The sequence below is a fragment of the Stenotrophomonas sp. STEN056 genome, from assembly GCF_056759635.1.
Map to the genome: position 1 here is coordinate 12359 of NZ_JBRRDL010000035.1, position 23255 is coordinate 35613.

Below are 23255 nucleotides of genomic sequence, written 5' to 3' on the forward strand. Positions count from 1 at the left end.
AATCAACACCACGGCGAACACCGGGAATGCGATACGTCCAAGCACCAACACCACCGGCGCCCAGGCGCCGTACCGCAGCGACGCTGGTCTTGCGCAATAGCAACATTCCCCTTCCCCGCTCCAACTGTGCCGGCCCATTCTCGAAGCGATCATCGCGGGCGTTTCGGGCCCGGGATTGGCTGCTTGATCCTCAGCCGCTCCTGTCCTGCGTCGGATTGCGGTTCCGGTAGTCCTCGATCCATTTCACCGACTGGGCGACGCCGCCGAAGGGGTAGAAATGAAGGTGCACTTCCCCATGTGCCTCGGTCAGGCGGTCGGCAAGGCGATCGACAAATAGATCGGGCCCCGCCGTGCCGAGCAACTTGCCGATTGACAGGCCATACCTGGCCAGCATCGATGCGCTGGCGGCGACACCACACAGCGCTGCGTAACGCGCCAGCACCGCGACACTGGCCGGGCCCGGCACGCCCACGCGCACGGGGCAGTCGATGCCGCGTGCGCGCAGCGTTTCCAGCCACCGCAGCACGATGTCGGCGTCAAACGCGAACTGCGTGACGATCAGCGGCGTCATGCCATGAACCTGGATGCGCCTGCACTTGTGCTCCAGCACCTCCCAGCACTGCGCCGCACGCATTGCCGGATGACCGTCGGGATGCCCGCCCACGCCGATCAACTTGATGCCGGACCGCTCAAGAATCCCCGATTCAATGAGCGCGCTACTGTCGTGAAACGGCCCCAGGGGCCGGGACGGATCACCTGCAATCAGCAGGCAGCTGTCCACGCCGGCCTCCCCCACCGCGCGCTCGATGAATGACGCCAGTGCGGCACGCGAGACGATACGGCGTGCCGAAAGATGCGGCGTGGGGACAAAGCCAAGTCCACGGATGGCCACCGCAGCAGCCAGCCGCGTGGCGTCGTCTTCGCTCGCCAGATACGGGATGAAGAGGCTTGTGCGCGGTGCCAGTCGCGACGCAACGCCCTTCAGCGCGGCAAGGGCATTGCCACTCACTTCCAGCGAATAGTCGTCAGCAAGGGCACGGGGGAACATCGTCGGATCAGGAGGCATCACGCATCCTGCGGTAACCCCGCCGCGGTGCGCGAACTGCTCCATCCTTCATCAGGGCCGCGTGGGAGCTTCCATGCGAGCTGTCATCCGCGCGCTTTCCCGGCCGCCAGGCCGCGTCATTTCCCTTGACCATCACGGCGCGCGCACTTCCTGGGCGATGGCGGTGGCTGACTTGCGGGCCAGCTCGATGAAAGCCCGCACGTAGTCGATGCCGGCGTCTGCTTCGCGCGAGCCCAGGAATATCTGCTTGGCCACCCCGCGCGGGCCCAGCCGTACCGGCACCACATCCATGCGGGTGGCGTATTCCTCCACCAGCCAGCGCGGCAACGCAGCCACGCCGCGTCCACTGGCCACCATCTGCAGCATGATGTCGGTGGTCTCGATGGTCTTGTGGCGGCGCGGGGTCACACCTGCGGGCAACAGGAACTGGCTGTAGATGTCCAGGCGCTCGATGTCCACCGGGTAGCTGATGAGTACTTCACGGGTCAGTTGCCGCGGCTTGACGTAGGCCTGCGATGCCAACGCATGGCCCTTGGTCACGACCAGCACCTGTTCGTAATCAAACACCGGCTCGAACCTCAGCCCCGGCTTGTACAGCGGGTCAGGCGTCACCAGCAGGTCGATCTCATAACCAAAAAGCGCACCGATCCCGCCGAACTGGAACTTCTGCCTGACATCCACATCCACGTCAGGCCAGGCCGTCAGATAGGGGGATACCACCTTCAACAGCCACTGATAGCACGGGTGGCATTCCATGCCGATGCGCAGCGCGCCACGCTCGCCCTGGGCGAACTGATCCAGCCGTTCTTCGGCCAGCTCCAGTTGCGGCAGTACCCGGTTCGCCACTGCCAGCAGGTACTGGCCAGCCTGGGTCAATCGAAGGCTCCGCCCTTCGCGCAGCCAGATGTCCGTGCCCAGCTGCTGCTCCAGCTTCCGGATGCTGTGGCTCAACGCCGATTGGGTCAGGTTCAGTACGCTCGCCGCCGCAGTCAGCGAGCCCTGCTTTTCGACCTGTTGAATGATGCTGAGATGGATGCGCTCAAGCATATAAATGAATAATTTTCATTGATTGTTGAAATAACACCATTTTACCTCATGGAACACGCTCGCTAGCATCAGGCCCAGTCTGGTAGATCCGGGAACGGGCAAATCACATCCAATGAAGCTTCAATTGAATCCCCCACTGCGCGTCGTCGCGGTTTCCGGCGGCATGCAGCGCCCCTCAAGGGCGGTGTCGTTGGCCGAGCACCTGCTGGCCCTTGTCGGTGAACAGCTGCCCTGCGAGCAGCGCCTGATAGAGCTGGGCCAGCTGGCCCCACGGCTGGCCGGTGCGCTGTGGCGTTCGCAGTTGCCCGAGGCGGTGGAGCGGGAACTTGCGGCCGTGGAGCACGCCGACATCCTGATTGTGTCCACGCCGGTGTACCGCGGTTCGTACACCGGGTTGTTCAAGCACTTCTTCGATTTCATCGACCAGGACGCCCTGATCGACACCCCGGTATTGCTCGCTGCCACCGGCGGCAGCGAACGCCACGCGCTGATGATCGACCACCAGCTGCGGCCGCTCTTCAGTTTCTTCCAGGCACGCACGTTGCCGCTGGGTGTCTATGCGACCGACAAGGATTTCGTGGACTACCAGCTGCATGACGAAGCGCTGCTCCAGCGAAGCCGCCTGGCAATCCAGCGCGCCCTGCCACTGCTGGAACTCAAGCGCCACGCACAAGCCACGGCCAACGCCGTTGCCGCCGCCTGATAGACCCGGCCACACACCGAGCCCGCGCCCTGCCGGCTCCCCCCTCCGCAGAACCTACGGTAGCCGCCCACGATGAACGACACCTTCGAATTCCACATAAAAAGCCTCCGCTTTGATGAGAACTACCAGCCATCGGACAGCACCCGCCTGACCACCAACTTTGCCAATCTTGCGCGCGGCAGCAGCCGTCAGCAGAACCTGCGCAATACCCTGAAGATGATCGACAACCGCTTCAACAATCTCGCGCACTGGGACAACCCCACCGCTGACCGCTACTCGGTCGAGCTTGAGATCATCTCGGCCGAGATGTCCTTTGGAGCGCAGGCTGACGCAGTGGTTTTCCCGCTGATCGAGATCCTGAAAACCACCATCGTCGACCACCCCAGCAACACCCGCATCGACGGCATCGTTGGCAACAACTTCTCTTCCTACGTGCGTGATTACGACTTCAGCGTGCTGCTGCCGGCCTACAACGACAGCCGCACCAGCTTTGCCGCGCCGGAAGATTTTGGTGACCTGCACGGCAAGCTGTTCAAGCACTTCATGGGCTCGCAGGCCTACAGGGAGCGCTTCCGCAAGCCGCCGGTGATCTGCATCAGTGCGTCCAGCAGCAAGACCTACCACCGCACCGGCAATGAGCACCCGGTGCTGGGCGTGGAGTACCTGCAGAACGCGCTTTCCTCCACCGACCAGTACTTCGCCAAGATGGGCATGCAGGTGCGTTTCTTCATGCCCGCCAATGGCACAGCACCGCTGGCGTTCTACTTCTGCGGCGACCTGCTGGGTGACTACAGCGACCTGGAACTGATCAGCACCATCAGTACCATGGAGACCTTCCAGAAGATCTACCGGCCCGAGATCTACAACGCCAACTCTGCCGCCGGCAGCGTCTACCAGCCCAGCCTCAAGCACCAGGACTACTCGCTGACCAAGATCGTCTACGACCGGGAAGAACGCAGCCAGCTGGCGGTCAAGCAGGGCCGCTACACCGAAGCACACTTCATCACCCCGTACCGGGACGTGCTGACGCAATGGGCCGCCAACTGCGCCGCCTGATCAACCCCATCACATCGAACAACCCGCCATGAAAAAACTACTGCCCACGTCCACCGCCGGCAGCTTGCCCAAGCCCGTGTGGCTGGCCGAGCCGGAAAAACTCTGGTCCCCCTGGAAACTGCAGGGCGACGAGCTGATCGAAGCGAAGCAGGACGCACTGCGTTTGTCCCTGCACGAACAGCAGCACGCCGGTATCGACATCGTCAGTGACGGCGAGCAGACCCGCCAGCACTTTGTCACCACCTTCATCGAGCACCTGGAAGGCGTCGATTTCGCCAAGCGCGAGACGGTGAGGATCCGCGACCGCTACGACGCAAGCGTGCCCACCGTGGTCGGTGCCGTGAGCCGCCAGAAAGCCGTCTTCGTCGAGGACGCCAAGTTCCTGCGGCAGCAGACCCGGCAACCCATCAAGTGGGCCCTGCCCGGCCCGATGACGATGATCGACACGCTCTACGATGCGCACTACCGCAGCCGCGAAAAGCTGGCCTGGGAGTTCGCCACGATCCTCAACCAGGAAGCCAGGGAACTGGAAGCAGCGGGTGTGGACATCATCCAGTTCGACGAACCTGCCTTCAACGTGTTCTTCGACGAGGTCAATGACTGGGGCGTCGCCACCCTGGAGCGCGCCATCGAAGGCCTGAAGTGCGAAACCGCCGTGCACATCTGCTACGGCTACGGCATCAAGGCCAACACCGACTGGAAGAAGACGCTGGGTTCGGAATGGCGCCAGTACGAGGAATCCTTCCCCAAGCTCCAGCAGTCCAAGCTCGACATCATCTCGCTGGAATGCCAGAACTCACACGTGCCGATCGACTTGATCGAACTGGTGCGCGGCAAGAAGGTAATGGTCGGCGCAATCGATGTTGCCAGCAACGTCATCGAAACGGCCGAGGATGTAGCCAATACGTTGCGCAAGGCATTGCAGTTCGTGGACGCCGACAAGCTCTACCCCAGCACCAACTGCGGCATGGCGCCCTTGTCCCGCTCGACTGCCAGAGGAAAGCTCAATGCGCTCAGCGCCGGTGCTGAAATAGTCCGTCGTGAACTGTTGAGCTGACTCCCGCGGCCAATTGGCAACAACCCAGGGCGCCGGGACGGTTGAATGGAATCCCAGCGATTCAGGCGTCGTGGCGTTACGGTGAAATGTCCTCGTCAAGCCGTTCCATGTGAAAGCAGAGCTCCTCTCCCGGGAGCTCTGCATGGGGGAATCCGAGTTCCGACGAAGAACCGATGGTCTGGCCCCCGCTGGAACACCACGCGATCAGGAACGGGTTATCGAAGTGACGTTGGTCGAAAGGCATACGCCGCCATCACTCATGCGCTGACCGAGTACGCAACAATGCGCTTCCCAACCAGGCCCATGATCTTCTCGATAAGGTCCAGGTCCGCGGGCTGGCCGAGATCCAGCATCTGGCTCATCAACAGATCACTGATGGCCAGCTTGATTGCGGCGTCCTTCATCCCCAGCTCGGCCTGAAGCATCTCATTGAACGTCATCACCTTCATGGCCTCATTCGAGGAGAGTCGAACGCAGAAATCCGAACACGGTTTCGCCTTCGGCAAGGGCACCGGCTGCAATGATCGGAACCGGCCCTCGATTGCACGCAACAGCGTGGTTCTCAGCTCCGTTCCGGGGTTCTTCCTTACCACGGTCGATACCTCAGGCCAGTCGACCAGTGAAACGATGACTGCCCCGTGGTCGAATTTTGTCCGCACTGCGTATCTGAACATTTCAAGTACCCGTGCGGAGCAACCCGCACTCTCCATTGAAGGTAGTGGTTGTTGGCCATGCAACATGAAGCCTCATGACCTATACCCTCTCGCTCTCGGCGTCTTCGTCGCTGGCCGCCATCTCCACGGCAAGCGGAACAGGGGCCGGCTGCATGGCAGAAAGCGCGATGTTGCAGGCGCGCAGCACCAGCCGATCAACATCAATATCTTCTGCGGTATCCACGCTGCATTGCAGGCGTGCGGTGGCTTGAAGCAGGGCCGCGAGCCGGTCATGGCGCTGTCGATATGAAAGGGACGGAATCTCCCTCTCCAGGGATTCAACGAGTTCGGTCAGTGCAATAAGTTGTGGGTGAAGCATCTGAGATAGGCCAGTTGAGTTCAGGACGGTTGCTCACCTTCGGCCGGTGAAGCATCACCGATGCGCAGATGGCGGATCGAAAGCGGCAGGCATCCCGGACGGACAGGCAGCACGCTGCAGCCGCGCGCCCAGGATCATGCCGTTTCCCGGGCGCAGCCACATGCTGGAGCGCAGATCGATTGAATCCCCTTCTCCCCCGCTTCAGGGATTGGCCCCGATGCTCCCAGCCAGTCCGGGTATGCCTACCAATTCGGACGAAGTTCGGGTGCGGGACAGGACATTGCCCCCTGCCCGTCGCTCAAAGACCAAAGGCTGAAGAAGTTCAGACGAAAAATAGGGACAGAACAGGACACGGCAACGCACGGATCGCCGCAAGGGCTGCCGCAGGGCCCGCCGAACCCCGTCTACGGGCCACATTGATTGACTTCCCCGCCGCTGCTGTGCCGAACTAAGGCGGGGTCGTCAGGTCACCGTTGTCCTGACCAATTGAACACGCAGCAAAGGGAACCAGATGGAGGCCATCGACGCCGGAGGGCTGCCTGCACAGGAAACCGCAGGCGCGGTTACACGCTTGCTGATGGATGTGCATTCGGGGGAGACGAAGGCATGGGACAAAATCTACACCCTGCTCTACAACGACCTGCATGGCCTTGCCCGCTCCCGGCTCTGGCGCAAACCTGACCAGACGCTCTCACCGACCGCCCTTGTCAGCGAGACCTGGCTCAAGCTGTCACGCACCGGCATCAATGCCGCCAGTCGGCGCCAGCTCATCGCACTGTTCGTCACTGCAATGCGTTCGGTGATCCTCGATGAAGCCAAAAGCAAAATGGCCGAGAAGCGCGGCGCCGGTGTGCAGGTACTGTCCCTGTCCGATGGATGGGATCCGGGCCAGGCCGATCAACTGGAACAACTGGTAAGCCTGGATGCGGCTCTTACCGATCTTTCCCAGCACCAGCCACGCCTGGCACGGGTGGTCGAATGGCGCTACTTCGGCGGGCTTTCCGAAGAAGAGATCGCCGGCTTGCTCGATGTGCATATCCGCACGGTTCGCCGGGACTGGCAGGCCGCACGCAGCTTCCTGCTGCAACGGCTGGATGCTGACGGAGGTAGCGCAGCGTGAGCTCGACCCACAACGAACTGCTGGCGCTTCGCTGGGTTCGACAACTGCTCGGCATGCCGGCACCGCTGCGCAGCGGCCTGCTGCTCCTGCTGGCGCTTCGCAACAGGCCTGCAGCTGACCAGGCGCGTGCCATGCTGCACTCCGGCAATACACCATTTGCCCTGCTCGATCATCCGCCCCAGGCACTGATGGCCCTGCACTCTCCGGCCACTGATGCCGGCAGGAGAGCCAGTGCAGAGCGGCGCATTGGTCAGCACATCGGCCCGTGGTCGCTCACCGCGCTGATCGGAATGGGAGGAATGGGCGCGGTCTATCGCGCGAGCCGCAACGACGGCAGCTACGAACGCGACGTGGCCCTGAAGTTCATCCAGCATGCACTGACAACCCCAGCCGCGCTCAACGCCTTCATGACCGAGCGCAATGCACTGGCACGACTGAATCACCGCGACATCGTCCCGATCCTGGATGCCGGCGTCGATGTCGATGGCATGCCATGGTTCGTCATGCCCTTGGTCGATGGGAGCGCAATTGACCAGTGGTGCGACCAGAACCGAAAGAGCATCAAAGCCAGGGTCGAACTGCTCGCCACTGTCTGCCAGGCATTGGCCCATGCACATTCCCGGGGTGTCCTGCACCAGGACATCAAGCCATCGGCGGTGCTGATCGACAGTGACGGTACGCCGAAGCTGCTGGATTTCGGGCTTGCGGACATCAGTGGCAGCACATCACCAGCCGACGCCCCCCGCCCGCATGCTTACAGCCCCGGTTTTGGCGCCCCCGAACTGATGGCCGGCGCGCGCCCATCCGTGGCAATCGATGTGTTTGGCATGGGTGCGCTGATGTGCTTCCTGCTTTGTGGCCGCACTCCCGCCAACGCGTCCGGCGCTGCTTCATTCCTGTCGACGGGCGCGCGCATGCCCAGCGAGTTTGCAGTGGATGCCAGCATCGCCGCTGTGAAGCAAAGGGACTGCAGATCAATTCGCGCCCTGCGCCGCCAATTGCAGGGTGATCTGGATGCCATCGTCCAGCGCTGCACTGCGGCCAATCCGGACGAGCGCTATCCCACCCTGCAGGCCCTGCACGGGGATCTGCTGCAATGGCTGCAAGGCCGTCCCATTTCGATCCGCAACGGCATGCTCTACCGCCTGAGGCTGTTCTTCAGGCGCAACATCCTGCAGACCACCTTCGTGCTGCTGGCAGTGGCAAGCGTCGCGCTGCTTGGCGGCGCGGCGTTGTGGCAACGGCATGCGGCCGGGCAGGAACAGGAAGTGTCCACGCGGGCGGATCACATCTTCAGCCAGTCACTGGCTGCCGCGGCGATGTCACAAACCTCGCAACATCCGCTCACGGCAAGTGCGCTGCTGGAGCGTACCGAATCCAACCTGCGCCGGTTTGCCGCCAAGGATCCGTCCGATGTACTGGCGCGCGGGCTTTCCATTCTCGCCCGTAGCCAGACCGATGCTGGCAACTACGGTACGGCCGAGGCGCTTGCGGCCGAGTCACTGCGCCTGGGTTCCGATGCATCACTACAATTTGCGTTCAACCAGGTCACGATTGCGCGGCTGCAAAATCTCCGTGCACAACATGGCATCGCCGAGCGAGAGACTCGCCTCGGCATGCAGAAACTCCGTTTTCCCTTCACCAACCAGGAGAAGGCGGCACAGCTGCAGTTGCACATGCAGCTGGCCGTTGCCCAGGAAGGCCAGGACAAGCCAAGGCTGGCAATGGCCACGCTCAATGATGCAATCGAGCAGGCTTCGGCGCTGAAAACGCCGGCAGCGGACCAGACCCTGGCGCAGATGCTCATCGTGCGTGGAAATTGGCACCGTCGGCGTCTGCAGGTGGACGCAGCGATGCAGGATCTCGAACGCGCCATTGCCCTGGCCAGCCAAACCGAACCAGGCATCGTCGATGACGCACGCGAGTCGCTTATTCGTGCCGTCCGCGCCTCCAAACTCCCCCAGCGGGATGCGCGCGCCTTGGCCGTGGCCAACACATTGCTGGAAAGTCGCAGCACGACGCTTGGCGCGGAGCACCCGTTGACTGGCGTGGCATGGGGCGAGCTGGCCTTCATGCAGATGCTCGACCAAAAGCTCGACGCCGCTCAGACATCAACCGACAACGCCGAACGCATTCTGCGATTGAGCCTGGGCACCGAACACCCCGCTTACGCGCGGATTCTGGTCGCCAAGTCACACCTGCTGACCTTTGCTTCCCGGCTGGACGAGGCCAGGGACCACACACAGCGGGCGCTTTCCATCGTCGAGAAAAACTATGGAAAGTCCCATGAATTGGCGCTGGAGGCGCGTTTCCTGCTGGCCAACCAGTACTGGTGGAAATCGCGGGTTGATCCCGCCATGTTGGCCAAAGCGATGACGCTGATGGACGAATCCATCACCCTGTATCAGAGGCGAAATGGCGAGGTTCCCGCACTGCACCGCATTGCCTATGCGGACCTGCTTGCCGAGTCCAACCGCCATGATGAAGCAAGCCAACAGATCGCACTGGCCAAAGCAGATGCCGCCCGCCAGTACGGGCAGGAAAGCGAGGAGATGCTGCACCTTCGCAGCACCGATATCGACATCAGGATGGGGGCCGGCAAACTGGATGGGTTGTATGCCGAGATAGATCAGCTCATCGCCGATGCCCGCAAGGTCGATTCGCTGTATGCGCGCGCGACCGAGTACGAGGCAAACATGGGGAAGGCCGGCCTGCAGCAGGAAGCGCAGGATATTGCGGGGGCTCGCCGCTCATTCACAGCGGCGCGCGAGGTTGCCGTTGCGGCAGGCATTGATGCCTGGGTAGGAAAGGTGGATTCGCATCTGGAAGCACTGGACGCGACGACGAACCCTGGCAAATAGTCACGAGCCCAGTGCTCAGCCACCATTGGGCTCACAAATCCCATCACCGGATGGCATGGCGGCTCTCTGCAAAGCGCGACTGCCGGGTGTTGTCACGCGCCTTTCGTCAACGGTAAGCCGGCGATCAATTCGATCCTTCGCAGGGTCGATCAAGCCGACCCCGCTGTTGCAACAACGGTGACATCCCCGTCACTCAGCCGATGACTTTTCCATCGGCAAGGTGAACAACCTGCTGGCCAAACACGTCCACATCCTGCGGATCGTGGGTGATCAACAGCAGCGGGATGTTGGATGCATCCAGCACTGCTTCCAACTCCTGCCGCAGATGCGCCCGCAAGTCGTGGTCCAGTGCTGCGAAGGGCTCGTCCAGAAGCAGAACCTGCGGGCTGGGTGCCAGTGCACGCGCCAAAGCGGTCCGTTGGCGCTGGCCTCCGGATATCTGGTGCGGGTACATCTGCGCCAGGTGATCGATACGCAGCGCCTGCAGCCAGTACTCGACCTGCGCGTGACGGCTGCCGTGGCGCGGGTTCAACCATCCGCGGTGCAGACCGAACGCCACGTTCTGGCGGACGCTCAGATGTGGAAACAGCGCGTAATCCTGGAAGACATAGCCTACCCGGCGCTGCTGCGTGGGCAGATTGACGCCACTGGCAGCGTCAAACAACAGTTGCTCATGCAGGCGGATGTGGCCGCTGTCCGGCTTCAACAGGCCGGCGATGGTACGCAGGGTAAGGCTCTTGCCCGCACCGGAGGGGCCAAACAACACCACGTTCTGCTGTGTGCATCGCAATGCGACCTGCAAATGAAACCGCTGGCCAGCGGCGAGCAGCTGCCGCGAGACGTCAAGCTCAAGCCACATCGCGCAACCCTCCGCGCTTGCTGCCCACCAAACGCGCGGCAATCAGCAGAACCGCAATGCAGACCACCGAGGACAGCATCACCAGGGCATTGGCCCGGCCGTCGTTGCCGGCCTGCACGGCTTCGTAGATGGCGATGGACAAGGTCTGGGTACGCCCGGGGATGCTGCCGGCGACCATGATGGTGGCGCCGAACTCACCCATGGCGCGTGCGAACGCCAGCAACAGCCCGGCCAGAATTCCACGCCATGCCAAGGGCAAGGTGACGCGGAAGAACAGCGCAATCTCCGACACCCCAAGCGTGCGTGCGGCCTGTTCCAGTTGCGCATCCACGCCTTCAAATGCCGCACGCGCAGGCTTGAACACCAGCGGCAGCGAGGCGATGGCCGCGGCAATGACCGCCGCCTGCCAGGTAAACACCAGGTTGATGCCAAACGTGCTTTGCAGCCAGGCACCGAGCGGGCCGTTGCGGCCAATCACCACCAGCAGGTAATAGCCCAGCACCGTGGGCGGCAACACCATCGGCAAGGTGAGCAGCGTGTCGAGCAGCTCACGCCCGGGGAAGCGCTTGCGCGCGAGCAAGGCCCCCAGGGCCACGCCCACCACCAGGTTGATCGCAGTAGCCCAACCGGCCACCTTCAGCGATAACCACAGGGCGCTCCAGTCCAGATCCATCTATCAGGGGCTGCCGAAACCGTGACGTTGCAGGATGGCCTGCCCCGCCGCGGAGCGGACGAAGGCAATGAAGCGCTGCGCCTGTACTGCATTGCTGCTGCCCTTCACCTGCGCCAGCGGATAGGTGATCCCGCCGGCCACCGGCACCTGGAAAGCGCGTTGCACCCGGTCCGGCATGGCCTGGGCGTCGGTGGCGTAGACGAAACCGGCGTCCACTTCGCCACGCGCCACATAGTCCAGCGACTGGCGCACGTTCTGGGTGCTGATGGTCTTGGCCTGCACCGCCGGCCACACACCTGCCTGCTGCAGGGCCCCGCGTGCATAGCGCCCCACCGGCACGCTGTCCGGGTTGCCGATGGCAACGCGCTCAATGCCGGGGGCCGCCAGCGCAGCCAGCGATGCAGGCCGCTGCTTCGCCTGCGGCGGCACCACCACCCACAGTGAGTTCTGTGCAAAGACCTGGCGGCTGCCCGGTTCCAGCAAGCCCTGCGCTGCGGCCTGGTCCATCGTTGACTGGTCGGCCGATGCAAATACATCCACCGGCGCGCCACGGGCAATCTGCTGCAGCAATACACCGGAGGCGGCGAAGTTGAGGTCAACCTTCGTCCCGGGGTTTGCTTTCTCATAGGCTGCGGCAATGTCGCGGAAGCTTTCCGTCAGGCTGGATGCGGCCGAAACCGTGAGGTCCGCCGCGTGTGATGCGCCGGTGGCGAACAACAGCAGCAGGGAGATCCACAGGCGGTGCATGGCATGTCCTATTGGGGAATCAGGAAGGAGCGTCGTCACTGGCAGCCATTTGTGCCAGACGTTCCGGCTGCAGCAAAATAATTTCGCGTTGTTTGACCGCTATAACGCCGTCATCACTGAGCCTGCGCAGCACGCGGCTGGCGGTTTCAGGGGCCATGCGGAGGTAATTTGCGATCTCGGTGCGGCTCATGGTCAGGCTGAAGCGCGTCGCCGAGAACCCGCGCCGTGCATACCGCGCAGACATGTCGAGCAAAAATGCGGCCATGCGCTCTTCGGTGCGGTAGTTGGCGGCCAGCAACGCCGCCTTGCCGATCTCGGCACTGAGCAGGCTGAACAGCTTGGTCTGCAACCCGGGCATGCGCGCCGCCAGGGTGCTGATCCTGGGAAATGAGATGCGGCACAGATGCACCGTGTCCAGCGCCACCGCGTTGCAGGGATAACGTGAACCATGAATGGCGTTGAGCCCGATCACCTCACCCGGCAGGCTGAAGCCGAGGATCTGCTCGTTGCCCAGGCTGTCATCGACAAAGGTCTTGACCATGCCCGCGCGTACCGCCGCGATCGCATCGAAGGGTTCACCCGCGCGGAAGATGTAATCGCCCGCGTGATACGGGCCGACATGGTCCACCAGTACATGCAGTTCATTCAGCGCCGTCTTGTCGTACCCCTGCGACATGCAGGCGTCGGAAAAAGCACAGGTGCTGCAGAAGTGCAGCGCGTCGCCATCGTTGGCGGCTGCGGGGTTGGGGGTTGTGCTGGTGCGTGTGCCACGCGGGGGCTGTGAGGCGGACATCATTGAAGAATCATGCAGTTGTGGCCGTGGGTCGGAAGCACGCGGCGATGATACGCCACAACAATTGCCCCTCGCGTTGCAGGCGCAACACCTTGCCATCCCAACCCACCCAGCCCTGTTCAAGCAGCGCCGGCAGGGCCGTCAGGGCATCGGCGAAGCATTCATCGAACGGCACGCCGTTGCGCCACTCGAACGCTTCCACGTCCAGCGCATGGTCACAGGCGATGCTCTGCACGACCTCATCAACCAAACGCTCGTCCTCGGAAAGAATGAGCCCGGCAGTCACCCCGCAATGCCCCGCCTGCAGGCGGGCCTGCCAGCGCGCCATGTCGCCCTCCTGGCGGCAGATGACATCGCCGATCTGGCTGCAGGCACCCAGCCCGATGCCGATGAAATCGCTGCGATCACGGCGGGGAACGCCAGCCAGGTCGCAATGCCGGGCACCGTCACCGCGCCGCTCGGGCATGGCGCAGTCACCGCGCTGGTAGTGGTCACCGCCCAGTGGCAGATAGCCGGCAGCCGTGACGTCAGTCCAGGCCTGCCACCAGTGATCGGCCGAGGGGAAATCGGGCGCGGCGCAGGGCGACGGCAGCAGGATGCGCTCCGGCGCCAGCGCCAGCACCGCGTGCAGGCGCTGCAGGTAGCCACCGTCATCGCTGGTGGGAACCCGCAGCTGGTAGTAACAGGCGGTGAAGCCAGCCCGTTGCCCGGCGGCCAGCAGTTCCGGGCCATGCCCGCCGGCGCGGTCGATGACATTCAGCCGTGTGCAGCCCACTTCACGCAGTGCTGCCGGGGCGATACCGCTGCCGGCGTCCAGCCGCACCTCCACCTGGGGCCGGGCAACCGTGCGCAGGTGCTGGGGCACCGCATCGAGCAATTGCGCGAGCAGGCCCGGGGGCAAGGTTTCTGCCAGGCCCAGCTGGAGAACCACGGCCGCGACCTCGCGGTCTTCAGCCAACTCGGCGGACTGCAGGCGCAAGCTGGACAACAGCGCCTGCAGGTACGCCGCCGGGTCATCCAATTGCCCCGTGCGGAATGCGTGGAAACCCAGGGTGAGCACCCGGGGAATCAGGTGCTCGTTGCTGGCACGTACCGCTGCCCGCCAGCCAGCTTCACCGAAGCCGGGGCTGAACTGGCTGACAGAAGGGAACAGGACGTGGCGCGGTTGGTGCAACACGGCTGTGCGCAACAAGGTACTTTCCAACGGACGAGCCTCGACTGACATGGCCTTATCCTCGCGCGGAATCCGGTCCTGTTCCCTGATCTGGATCAAGCCCGGCCGCGTTGAGCAGCGCGTCCAGCGTCAATGGCTTCGGGCAGATCGGTTTCCTTGTCCAGTTGCGGGAAGTGCCTGCGCTCCATGCGGCGGATGGCGAAATGCATCCACGCCAGTGCGGCGGAGACCACCACGAACAACAGCATGAAACAGCTGCTCCAGATGCCCACGATGTCATTGAGTGCGCCAAAGGCGATGGGCAGGATGAAGCCGCCCAGGCCACCGATCATGCCCACCACGCCGCCCACGGCACCCACGTGCTGCGGGTAGTACACAGGAATGTGCTTGTATACGGCCGCCTTGCCCAGCGACATGAAGAAGCCCAGCACGAACACCAGCACGGTGAACAGGGTCACGCCGATGGCCAGATGGAAGCGCAGCTCGCCGTGGATGCCCTTCACCACGTACTCGGTATCCGGGTAGGCCAGGAGGAACGTACACAGCACCGACACGCTGAACGTCCAGTACATCACCCGACGGGCGCCGTACCTGTCGGACATCCAGCCCCCCACCACGCGGAACAGGCTTGCCGGGATCGAGTAGCACGCGGCAAGCACACCGGCCGTGGCCACATCCATGCCGTAGGCACCAATCAGATAGCGCGGCAACCACAGCGCAAGCGCCACAAAGCCGCCGAACACAAAGAAGTAGTACAGCGAGAAACGCCACACCTGCAGGTTTTTCAACGGCGCCATCTGCTCGGAGAACGGCACGGGCTTGACGCCCTGCCGCCGGCGCTGCTCCAGCTGCGGGTCTTCCTTGCTGAACAGGAAGAACAGGATCGCCGTGACTGCCAGGCCCACTGCCCACACCTTGGCCACCATGGTCCAACCGGCGGCCACCATGACCATCGGGGCCAGCAGCTTGGTGACTGCAGAACCGATGTTGCCGGCACCAAACACGCCCAGTGCCGTGCCCTGTTTGCTGGTCGGGAACCACTTGGACACATACGCCACGCCCACCGAGAAGCTGCCGCCGGCAATGCCCACGCACAGCGCGGCGAACAGGAACTGCGGGTAGGTGCTGGCGTAGGTAAGCATCCATGTTGCAACCGCGCCGCACAGCATGACCGCCGTGAAGATCTTGCGGCCGCCGAACTGGTCGGACCATATCCCCAGGAACACGCGGCTCAGCGAGCCGGTCAATACCGGGGTGGCGATCAACAGGCCGAACTGGGTGTCGTTCAGGCCCAGCTGCTCGCTGATCTGGATGCCGATGATCGAGAAGATCATCCACACCGCAAAACAGATGGTGAACGCGAACGTGCTCAGCCACAGCGCACGTTGTTGCTCACCGTTGGAGGCCATTTGCAGACTCTGGCTCATTGCTAATCCTTCAGAAGGTCACTCACTCGGCCTGGGCTTCGATTTCGTCCAGGCCACGTACGGGATAACGCTCGCGCAGCTCCAGCAGGAAGTGCTGCACCTCGCGCTGGCGCACCTGCAGCTCCAGGTAATCACTGATCTGCGCGCGCACCTGCTCAAAACCGAGCGCCTGCCCGGCCTCAAGTTCATCAATGCTCACCACGTGATAGCCCCAGCGCGACTCCACCGGAAAGCCCGCCAACCCCTGTCGCAGGCGGAACACCTGGCGGTCGAACTCCGGCGTGGTCTGGCCCTTCTGCAGCCAGCCCAGTTCGCCGCCGTCGCTGCTTGACGGACATTGCGAATGACGCAGGGCAAGGTCGGCGAACAGATGCGGTTGCGCCTTCAATTCGACGATCAACTGCTCGGCCTGGGTACGGGCCTTGAGCCGGCCGGCAACGTCGTCGGCCGGCGCAGCCAGCAGGATATGCCGCGCGCGCACGCGGTCAGGCGAACGGAAGCGTTCCTCGTTCTGCATGAAATAGCGGTGGCAATCGTCCTCGGTTGGGACGCGGTCCTCGATGAAGTGTTCGATCAGGCGTTGGATCTGCACTTCCTCATCGGTGTGGCGGCCGTCGCCCTGGGCGTCATCCATGCCCAGCCGCAGGGCTTCACGGCGCAACAACTCCCGCACCACCAGCGCTCGGGCGGCATCGGCCCGCGCCTGTTCCGGGCGCATGGCGCGGTGGAACTGCATCTCGCGGGCGATGTCGGCTTCGTTGATCGGCGTGTCGTCAACAAACAGGCTGCATGGCGCGGGTTGCCCCAGCGAGCGCGGCCCCAGTTGGTCCGCGTCGTCGTGGTGATGGCTGGCCTCGGCCGGCACCGGCTGTGCCGAGTCGATGACGGTGATCGGCAGGATCCTTGGCAGGCTGCCCATGGCTTACTCCTTCGGGCCGTAGCGCAGCGTGGCCTGGCGGCGACGAACCACCTGGTACGGACGCCACAGGTAGCTGATCGGGATGCTCCACACATGCACCAGGCGGGTGAACGGTGCGATCAGGAACAAGGTCAGGCCAAGGAAGATGTGCGCCTTGTAGACCCAGTGCACGTCGGCCACGAAATCAGCGGCACCGGCACGGAAGGTGACGATGTGCTGCGCCCACTCGGCCAGCATCACCATCACACCGCCATCCATGTGACCGGCCGAGACCTTGATGCTGATCAGGCCCAGGCACAGCTGCGCGAACAGCAGCACCAGCACCAGCGTGTCACCGAAACTGCCGGTGGCGCGCACGCGCGGGTTGGTCAGCCGGCGCACCAGCAGGATCAGGATGCCAACGAAGCACAGCGCGCCGAAGAAGCCGCCCACCACCATCGCCAGCAACTGCTTCTGCGAGGACGTAATGAACTGCTCGTACACCGCATGCGGAGTCAGCAAGCCCACCAGATGGCCACCCAGGATTGCCAGGATGCCGATATGGAAGCAGTTGCTGCCAATCCGCATGCCGCGGTCGGACAACAGCTGGCTGGAGCCGGTGCGCCAGCTGTACATGGCCTTGTCGTAGCGCGCCCAGCTGCCGATCAGCAGCACCGCCACGGCGATGTACGGGTAGAACTGGAAGGCGAACTGATTCAGGAAATAACTCATGGCTGTGCCTCCTGCCGCACGGCGCGGGCCGGTGAACGTTGTGGCGGTTTGCAATCCTGCGATGGCGCTTCACTGCCAAAACGCACGGCTTCGTCTTCCCAGAGGCGGTCCATCACTTCGACGGTATCGTCGCGGACTTCCTCGCTGGCCCGTTGCCGCAGCAGGGCCAGGTTGACCTTGCCCTCGCCGGCTTCGACCAGGATTTCCAGCAACACTGCATGCGGCAGTTCGCGCTCCGCCGCACGGGCGGCGAGCATGCCGGCAATATGGCCGACGTGATGCAGGTAGTCCTTGGCCTCGTCCTGCGGCCGGTGCGAGAGATACTCCAGCAACAGCGGCAGGTAGTCCGGCAGCTCGCGGGCGTCCAGCTCGAAGCCATTGCGGCGGTAGGCGTCGATCAGATCAACCATCGCCTGGCCGCGGTCACGTGATTCGCCATGGATGTGCTCGAACAACAGCAGGCTCATCGCCCTGCCCCGGTCGAACGTCGCCAGCCAGGCCGACTGTGCATCCAGCGGATCGCTGTCCAGCAACTGCTGGACGAAGGCGCGCAACTGTTTGCGACGGGCCGGCGAAAGCGCCGGATCGTCGCAGGCGTCGAGCAGCTCCTCGCAGTGCTGCCACAGTTCCTCGCGCGGGTAGTCCAGCAGCACGCCAATCAGTTTGAGCAGGCTCATTTGATCACCTCGTGGCGGTGCTGGCGGTTGGGATGCACGGCGTAAGTGGTGCTCTTGCGCTGGCCGAACAGGTCGGCCGGGCTGTCGCCGTTGCAGCCATTGCCGAAGGTAAAGCCACAGCCGCCACGTTCGCCGTACGCATCGTTGGCGTACTCGCGATGACTGCTGGGGATCACGAAGCGATCCTCATAGTTGGCAATGGCCAGATAGCGGTACATGTCCTCGGCCTGGGCCACGGTCAAGCCGGTCTGCTGCAGTGCGCTGAGGTCTTCCACGCCATCCACGTTCTTGGCACGGCGCCAGGCACGCATGGCCATCAGCCGCTCCAGCGCACGGACCACGGGGGCTTCATCGCCGGCCGACAGCATGTTGGCCAGGTAACGCACCGGGATGCGCAGCGAAGCCACATCCGGCAGCTCGCCGTTCATGCCGACATGACCACGCTCGGCCGCGGACTGGATGGGCGACAACGGCGGCACGTACCAGACCATCGGCAAGGTGCGGTATTCCGGGTGCAGCGGCAGCGCCAGCTTCCAGTCGATGGCCAGCTTGTAGACTGGCGACTGCCTGGCCGCTTCCAGCCAGCTGTCCGGAATGCCTTCGGCCCGCGCGGCGGCAATGACGGCCGGGTCTTCAGGGTCCAGGAAGATGTCCAGATGCGCCTGGTACAAATCCTTCTCCGCTTCCACCGATGCGGCTTCGGCAATGCGGTCGGCGTCGTACAACATCACGCCGAGGTAGCGGATGCGGCCCACGCAGGTTTCCGAACACACGGTGGGCTCGCCCATCTCGATGCGCGGGTAGCAGAAGATGCACTTCTCGGATTTGCCGCTCTTCCAGTTGTAATAGATCTTTTTGTACGGGCAGGCCGACACACACATGCGCCAACCACGGCACTTGTCCTGGTCGATCAGCACAATGCCGTCTTCCTCGCGCTTGTAGATGGCACCGGACGGGCAGGCCGAGACGCATGCCGGGTTCAGGCAGTGCTCGCACAGGCGCGGCAGGTACATCATGAAGGTCTTCTCGAAGGCGCCGTAGATCTCCTTCTGCACCTTGTCGAAGTTGTAGTCGCGCGCGCGCTTGGAGAACTCGGTGCCGAGAATTTCCTCCCAGTTCGGGCCCCACTCGATCTTCTGCATGCGCTCGCCGGTCAGCAGCGAACGCGGACGCGCGGTCGGCTGGTGCTTCACTTCCGGCGCGTCATGCAGGTGCTGGTAGTCGAAGTCGAACGGCTCGTAGTAATCGTCAATCTGCGGCAGGTCGGGGTTGGCGAAGATCTTCGCCAACATCCGCCAGCGGCCACCGGCGCGCGGCACCAATTTGCCGGCGCGGGTGCGTACCCAGCCACCGTTCCACTTGTCCTGGTTTTCCCATTCCTTGGGATAGCCAATGCCCGGCTTGGTCTCCACGTTGTTGAACCAGGCATATTCCACGCCTTCGCGTGAGGTCCAGACGTTCTTGCAGGTGATCGAGCAGGTGTGGCAGCCGATGCACTTGTCCAGGTTCAATACCATCGCGATCTGTGCACGTACTTTCATCACACCACCTCCCGTGCGCCGACAACGGACTCTTCACCATCCAGCCAATCAATCTTGTCCATCTTGCGTACGATCACGAATTCATCGCGGTTGGTGCCGCAGGTGCCGTAGTAGTTGAAGCCGTACGACAACTGCGCGTAACCGCCAATCATGTGGGTGGGTTTGAGCACGATGCGCGTCACCGAGTTGTGGATGCCGCCACGGGTGCCCGTAACCTCCGAACCCGGCACATTGATGATGCGTTCCTGCGCGTGATACATCATTGCCATGCCGGGCATCACCCGCTGGCTCACCACTGCACGCGCGGCAATCGCACCGTTGACGTTGAACAGCTCGATCCAGTCGTTGTCCTCGATGCCGGCGCTGCGTGCGTCGTCCTCGCTGATCCACACGATCGGGCCACCACGCGACAGCGTCTGCATGATCAGGTTGTCGCTGTAGGTGCTGTGAATGCCCCACTTCTGGTGCGGGGTGATCCAGTTCAGCACGATCTCCTTGTTGCCGTTGGAGCGCTTGTTGAGCAACGGTTCAACGGTGCGCGTGTCCACCGGCGGGCGGTAGCCCATGAAGGCCTCGCCGAAGTCGATCATCCACTCGTGGTCCTGGTAGAACTGCTGGCGGCCGGTGACCGTGCGCCACGGGATCAGCTCATGCACGTTGGTGTAGCCGGCGTTGTAGCTGACGTTGTCGTCTTCCAGGCCGGACCAGATCGGCGAGGAAATGATCTTGCGCGGCTGCGCCTGGATGTCGCGGAAGCGGATCGCTTCGTGCTCCTTGCCCACGGCAAGATGCGTGTGCTCGCGGCCGGTGAAGGTACCCAGCGACTCCCAGGCTTTCACTGCGACATGGCCATTGGTTTCCGGCGCCAGGTGCAGGATGACTTCGCAGGCATCGATGGCCGAATCAATCGCCGGCCGGCCCTGGCTGACACCCACATCGCGCACGGTGTGGTTGAGCTTGCAGAGGAAGTCGACCTCGTGCTTGGTATCCCAGCTCATGCCCTTGCCGCCGTTGCCCAGCTTGTCCAGAAGCGGGCCCAGCGAGGTGAACTTGCGGTAGAGATTGGGATAGTCGCGCTCGACCACCGCCATCGTCGGCATGGTCTGGCCGGGGATCGCCTCGCACTGCCCCTTCTTCCAGTCAGTCACGCCGAACGGCATGCCCAGTTCATTGGGCGTGTCGTGCAGGGTCGGGACCAACACCAGGTCCTTCTCCACGCCCAGCACGCCCGGCGCCAGGTCGCTGACGGTGCGTGCCACACCCTTGAAGATTTCCCAGTCGCTGCGCGATTCCCAGGCCGGGTCCACCGCCTTGGACAGCGGATGGATGAACGGGTGCATGTCCGAGGTGTTGAGATCGTCCTTCTCGTACCAGGTTGCGGTAGGCAGCACGATGTCCGAATACAGCGCCGTGGTGCACATGCGGAAGTCCAGCGTCACCAGCAGGTCGAGCTTGCCTTCCGGCGCTTCGTCACGCCACTTCACTTCTTCCGGCTTGACCGCGCCCATCTCGCCCAGGTCCTTGCCCTGCAGGCCATGCCGCGTGCCCAGCAGGTGGCGCAGCATGTACTCGTGGCCCTTGCCCGACGAGCCCAGCAGGTTCGAGCGCCAGATGAACATCATGCGCGGGTGGTTCTGCTTGGCATCGGGATCGGCGAAGGCAAAATCCAGCGAGCCATCCTTGAATTTGCCCAGCGCATAGTCGGCCGGTGCCACGCCCGCCTGTTCGGCCTCGCGCACCAGTTTCAGCGGATTGCGATCCAGCTGCGGCGCGCACGGCAACCAGCCCATGCGCACCGCGCGCAGGTTGAGGTCAGCCAGGCTGCCGCTGTACTTGGAGGCATCGGCCAGCGGCGACAGCAGTTCGTCCACCTGCAGCTTTTCGTAACGCCACTGCCCGGTGTTGAAATAGAAGAACGAGGTGCCGTTCATCTGCCGCGGCGGACGGCTCCAGTCCAGGCCGAACGCCAACGGTTGCCAGCCAGTCTGCGGGCGCAGCTTTTCCTGGCCCACGTAATGCGCCCAGCCACCGCCGGTCTGGCCCACGCAGCCGCACATGACCAGCATGTTGATCAGGCCGCGGTAATTCATGTCGTTGTGGAACCAGTGGTTCATGCCGGCGCCAACAATGATCATGCTGCGACCGTGGGTCTTGTCGGCGGTGCGCGCGAACTCGCGGGCGATCTCGATCACTTCCGCACGCGGCACGCCGGTGATGCGCTCCTGCCATGCCGGCGTACCCGGCACATAATCGTCGAAGCTGCGGGCGACGTTGCTGCCACCGAAACCACGGTCAACGCCGTACTGCGCCAGCAACAGGTCATAGACCGTGGCCACCATTGCCTGGCTGCCGTCCGCCAGCGGCAGGCGACGCACCGGGATGTTGCGCTCCAACACGTCTTCCACCGGCGCGGAGGTCCAACCATCGGTTTCAATGCCACCGAAATACGGGAAGCTCACCCCTTCGATGCCGTCGTTGGCATCGGCCAGGCTCAGGCGCAGGCGCGTGGTGCTGCCATTGCTGGCCTTTTCCTCGATGTTCCACTTGCCCTTTTCGCCCCAGCGGAAGCCGATGGAACCGTTGGGCACGGTGATGTCGCCACTGATCTCGTCCAGTGCCAGCGTCTTCCATTCCGGATTGTTGCTTTCGCCCAGCCCGCCCAACTCGCTGGCGCGCAGGAAACGCCCCGGCACCAGCCGGCCATCCTCACGTTGTTCGATACGCACCAGCATCGGCATGTCCGAATACTGGCGGCAGTAATCCTGGAAATACTGCGAGGGTTTTTCGACATGGAACTCGCGCAGGATCACGTGGCCGAAGGCAAAGGCCAAGGCGGCATCTGTGCCCTGCTTGGGATGTAGCCAATGGTCGGTGAGCTTGGCCAGCTCGGAGTAATCCGGGCAGACCGCCACGGTCTTGGTGCCGTTGTAACGCGCCTCGGTGAAGAAGTGCGCATCGGGCGTGCGCGTCTGCGGCACGTTCGAGCCCCAGGCGATGATGTAACGGCTGTTGTACCAATCGGCCGATTCCGGCACGTCGGTCTGTTCGCCCCAGATCTGCGGTGAGGCCGGCGGCAGATCGCAATACCAGTCGTAGAACGACAGGCAGGCGCCACCGAGCAGTGACAGATAGCGCGCACCGGCGGCGTAGGACACCATCGACATCGCCGGGATCGGCGAGAAGCCGACCACGCGATCCGGGCCGTATTCCTTCACCGTATGCAGGTTGGAAGCGGCGATGATCTCGTTGGCCTCGTCCCAGCTCAATCGCACGAAACCGCCCATGCCGCGACGGCGCTTGTACTCGCGCGACTTCTCCGGGTTCTCAACAATGCTGGCCCAGGCATCCACCGGCGCCATCGTCTTGCGTGCCTGCCGCCACATGCGCAGCAAGGTGCCGCGAATCAACGGGTACTTCAGCCGGTTGGCGCTGTACAGGTACCAGGAGTAACTGGCGCCGCGTGGGCAACCGCGTGGCTCGTGATTGGGCAGGTCCGGGCGCGTGCGCGGGTAGTCGGTCTGCTGGGTTTCCCAGGTCACCAGGCCGTTCTTGACGTAGATCTTCCAACTGCAGGAGCCGGTGCAGTTCACGCCGTGGGTGGAGCGTACGATCTTGTCGTACTGCCAGCGTGCGCGGTAACTGTTTTCCCAGTCCCGTCCTTCGCTTTTGCTGAACCCATGGCCATCGGCGAAGGGTTGTGGATCGCGCTTGAAGAACTGCAAGCGATCAAGGAAGTAGCTCATGGTGAATCTCCGTTCGCAAACTGCTGCATCGTGGCTGTGTGTGTCATCT

The 23255-nt window shown here is 63.2% G+C and carries 20 protein-coding genes; 6 read left to right on the forward strand and 14 right to left on the reverse strand.

What is annotated here, in order from left to right; genetic code table 11:
* Positions 1-190: 190 nt before the first annotated feature.
* Together ACVOLO_RS15310 and ACVOLO_RS15315 are read right to left on the reverse strand one after the other, a co-directional pair.
* The gene (locus tag ACVOLO_RS15310; protein ID WP_481571208.1) at positions 191-1066 is read right to left on the reverse strand and encodes a methylenetetrahydrofolate reductase; all 876 of its coding nucleotides are present in this window, start codon (positions 1064-1066) and stop codon (positions 191-193) included.
* 132 nt (positions 1067-1198) lie between these two features.
* Positions 1199-2113, reverse strand: coding sequence for a LysR family transcriptional regulator (locus tag ACVOLO_RS15315; protein WP_481571176.1), 915 nt, complete (start codon positions 2111-2113; stop codon positions 1199-1201).
* 112 nt (positions 2114-2225) lie between these two features.
* On the opposite strand from ACVOLO_RS15315, the gene msuE reads away from it, so the two are divergent.
* The 3 genes from msuE (at position 2226) to ACVOLO_RS15330 (ending at position 4929) form a co-directional block, all read left to right on the forward strand.
* Positions 2226-2816, forward strand: a complete 591-nt coding sequence (gene msuE / locus ACVOLO_RS15320; protein WP_481571177.1) for an FMN reductase — start codon at positions 2226-2228, stop codon at positions 2814-2816.
* A gap of 72 nt (positions 2817-2888) precedes the next feature.
* Complete coding sequence (locus ACVOLO_RS15325; RefSeq protein WP_481571178.1) at positions 2889-3872, forward strand: DUF1852 domain-containing protein; 984 nt, start codon at positions 2889-2891, stop codon at positions 3870-3872.
* A 28-nt stretch (positions 3873-3900) separates the two neighbouring features.
* Positions 3901-4929 carry a methionine synthase gene (locus ACVOLO_RS15330; RefSeq protein ID WP_481571179.1) on the forward strand — a complete coding sequence of 343 codons (1029 nt, stop codon included), beginning with the start codon at positions 3901-3903 and terminating at the stop codon, positions 4927-4929.
* Between the two features lie 257 nt (positions 4930-5186).
* Here ACVOLO_RS15330 and ACVOLO_RS15335 read toward each other — a convergent pair whose 3' ends face one another.
* On the reverse strand, positions 5187-5369 hold the full coding sequence (locus ACVOLO_RS15335; protein WP_481571180.1) for a hypothetical protein: 183 nt from the start codon (positions 5367-5369) through the stop codon (positions 5187-5189).
* Between ACVOLO_RS15335 and ACVOLO_RS15340 the strand changes: the two genes are divergently transcribed.
* The 3 genes from ACVOLO_RS15340 to ACVOLO_RS15350 all read left to right on the forward strand — a co-directional run bounded on the left by ACVOLO_RS15340 (position 5359) and on the right by ACVOLO_RS15350 (position 9942).
* On the forward strand, positions 5359-5892 hold the full coding sequence (locus ACVOLO_RS15340; protein ID WP_481571181.1) for a hypothetical protein: 534 nt from the start codon (positions 5359-5361) through the stop codon (positions 5890-5892). The two genes, ACVOLO_RS15335 and ACVOLO_RS15340, sit on opposite strands and share 11 nt — an antisense overlap.
* Before the next feature lie 580 nt (positions 5893-6472).
* A complete protein-coding gene (locus tag ACVOLO_RS15345; RefSeq protein ID WP_481571182.1) occupies positions 6473-7081 on the forward strand; it encodes an ECF-type sigma factor in 609 nt (202 codons plus the stop codon).
* A complete protein-coding gene (locus ACVOLO_RS15350; protein WP_481571183.1) occupies positions 7078-9942 on the forward strand; it encodes a serine/threonine-protein kinase in 2865 nt (954 codons plus the stop codon). Before ACVOLO_RS15345 ends, ACVOLO_RS15350 begins: the two co-directional genes overlap by 4 nt.
* Before the next feature lie 193 nt (positions 9943-10135).
* Here ACVOLO_RS15350 and ACVOLO_RS15355 read toward each other — a convergent pair whose 3' ends face one another.
* Genes ACVOLO_RS15355 through ACVOLO_RS15405 form a run of 11 tightly spaced genes read right to left on the reverse strand, consistent with a single transcriptional unit; the run spans position 10136 to position 23206 of the window.
* The gene (locus ACVOLO_RS15355; protein ID WP_481571184.1) at positions 10136-10801 is read right to left on the reverse strand and encodes a sulfate/molybdate ABC transporter ATP-binding protein; all 666 of its coding nucleotides are present in this window, start codon (positions 10799-10801) and stop codon (positions 10136-10138) included.
* Positions 10791-11474, reverse strand: coding sequence for a molybdate ABC transporter permease subunit (gene modB, locus ACVOLO_RS15360; protein ID WP_481571185.1), 684 nt, complete (start codon positions 11472-11474; stop codon positions 10791-10793). Before modB ends, ACVOLO_RS15355 begins: the two co-directional genes overlap by 11 nt.
* Before the next feature lie 3 nt (positions 11475-11477).
* Entirely contained in the window at positions 11478-12221 is a 744-nt protein-coding gene (gene modA / locus ACVOLO_RS15365) for a molybdate ABC transporter substrate-binding protein (protein WP_481571186.1), read from the reverse strand.
* A gap of 19 nt (positions 12222-12240) precedes the next feature.
* Positions 12241-13014, reverse strand: a complete 774-nt coding sequence (locus ACVOLO_RS15370; protein WP_481571187.1) for a helix-turn-helix domain-containing protein — start codon at positions 13012-13014, stop codon at positions 12241-12243.
* Positions 13015-13024: 10 nt separating this feature from the next.
* Positions 13025-14239: an oxygen-independent coproporphyrinogen III oxidase gene (locus tag ACVOLO_RS15375; RefSeq protein ID WP_481571188.1), complete on the reverse strand. Its 1215-nt coding sequence runs from the start codon at positions 14237-14239 to the stop codon at positions 13025-13027.
* Between the two features lie 44 nt (positions 14240-14283).
* A complete protein-coding gene (locus tag ACVOLO_RS15380) occupies positions 14284-15615 on the reverse strand; it encodes an MFS transporter (RefSeq protein WP_481571189.1) in 1332 nt (443 codons plus the stop codon).
* Between the two features lie 22 nt (positions 15616-15637).
* Positions 15638-16534 (reverse strand): peptidylprolyl isomerase, encoded by an 897-nt coding sequence (locus ACVOLO_RS15385; RefSeq protein WP_481571190.1) that lies wholly within the window; start codon positions 16532-16534, stop codon positions 15638-15640.
* A gap of 3 nt (positions 16535-16537) precedes the next feature.
* Entirely contained in the window at positions 16538-17245 is a 708-nt protein-coding gene (gene narI / locus ACVOLO_RS15390) for a respiratory nitrate reductase subunit gamma (protein WP_481571191.1), read from the reverse strand.
* On the reverse strand, positions 17242-17922 hold the full coding sequence (gene narJ, locus ACVOLO_RS15395) for a nitrate reductase molybdenum cofactor assembly chaperone (RefSeq protein WP_481571192.1): 681 nt from the start codon (positions 17920-17922) through the stop codon (positions 17242-17244). Before narJ ends, narI begins: the two co-directional genes overlap by 4 nt.
* On the reverse strand, positions 17919-19463 hold the full coding sequence (narH, locus tag ACVOLO_RS15400) for a nitrate reductase subunit beta (RefSeq protein ID WP_481571193.1): 1545 nt from the start codon (positions 19461-19463) through the stop codon (positions 17919-17921). The genes narJ and narH overlap by 4 nt, the downstream gene beginning before the upstream one ends.
* Entirely contained in the window at positions 19463-23206 is a 3744-nt protein-coding gene (locus tag ACVOLO_RS15405; protein ID WP_481571194.1) for a nitrate reductase subunit alpha, read from the reverse strand. The genes narH and ACVOLO_RS15405 overlap by 1 nt, the downstream gene beginning before the upstream one ends.
* Between the last annotated feature and the right edge of the window lie 49 nt (positions 23207-23255).

Coding starts and splice junctions, on each gene's coding strand:
- ACVOLO_RS15310 (WP_481571208.1), bottom strand. CDS start 1,066: ATGCCTCCTGATCCGACGATGTTCCCCCGTGCCCTTGCTGACGACTAT.
- ACVOLO_RS15315 (WP_481571176.1), bottom strand. CDS start 2,113: ATGCTTGAGCGCATCCATCTCAGCATCATTCAACAGGTCGAAAAGCAG.
- msuE (WP_481571177.1), top strand. CDS start 2,226: ATGAAGCTTCAATTGAATCCCCCACTGCGCGTCGTCGCGGTTTCCGGC.
- ACVOLO_RS15325 (WP_481571178.1), top strand. CDS start 2,889: ATGAACGACACCTTCGAATTCCACATAAAAAGCCTCCGCTTTGATGAG.
- ACVOLO_RS15330 (WP_481571179.1), top strand. CDS start 3,901: ATGAAAAAACTACTGCCCACGTCCACCGCCGGCAGCTTGCCCAAGCCC.
- ACVOLO_RS15335 (WP_481571180.1), bottom strand. CDS start 5,369: ATGACGTTCAATGAGATGCTTCAGGCCGAGCTGGGGATGAAGGACGCC.
- ACVOLO_RS15345 (WP_481571182.1), top strand. CDS start 6,473: ATGGAGGCCATCGACGCCGGAGGGCTGCCTGCACAGGAAACCGCAGGC.
- ACVOLO_RS15355 (WP_481571184.1), bottom strand. CDS start 10,801: ATGTGGCTTGAGCTTGACGTCTCGCGGCAGCTGCTCGCCGCTGGCCAG.
- modB (WP_481571185.1), bottom strand. CDS start 11,474: ATGGATCTGGACTGGAGCGCCCTGTGGTTATCGCTGAAGGTGGCCGGT.
- modA (WP_481571186.1), bottom strand. CDS start 12,221: ATGCACCGCCTGTGGATCTCCCTGCTGCTGTTGTTCGCCACCGGCGCA.
- ACVOLO_RS15370 (WP_481571187.1), bottom strand. CDS start 13,014: ATGTCCGCCTCACAGCCCCCGCGTGGCACACGCACCAGCACAACCCCC.
- ACVOLO_RS15375 (WP_481571188.1), bottom strand. CDS start 14,239: ATGTCAGTCGAGGCTCGTCCGTTGGAAAGTACCTTGTTGCGCACAGCC.
- ACVOLO_RS15380 (WP_481571189.1), bottom strand. CDS start 15,615: ATGAGCCAGAGTCTGCAAATGGCCTCCAACGGTGAGCAACAACGTGCG.
- ACVOLO_RS15385 (WP_481571190.1), bottom strand. CDS start 16,534: ATGGGCAGCCTGCCAAGGATCCTGCCGATCACCGTCATCGACTCGGCA.
- narI (WP_481571191.1), bottom strand. CDS start 17,245: ATGAGTTATTTCCTGAATCAGTTCGCCTTCCAGTTCTACCCGTACATC.
- narJ (WP_481571192.1), bottom strand. CDS start 17,922: ATGAGCCTGCTCAAACTGATTGGCGTGCTGCTGGACTACCCGCGCGAG.
- narH (WP_481571193.1), bottom strand. CDS start 19,463: ATGAAAGTACGTGCACAGATCGCGATGGTATTGAACCTGGACAAGTGC.
- ACVOLO_RS15405 (WP_481571194.1), bottom strand. CDS start 23,206: ATGAGCTACTTCCTTGATCGCTTGCAGTTCTTCAAGCGCGATCCACAA.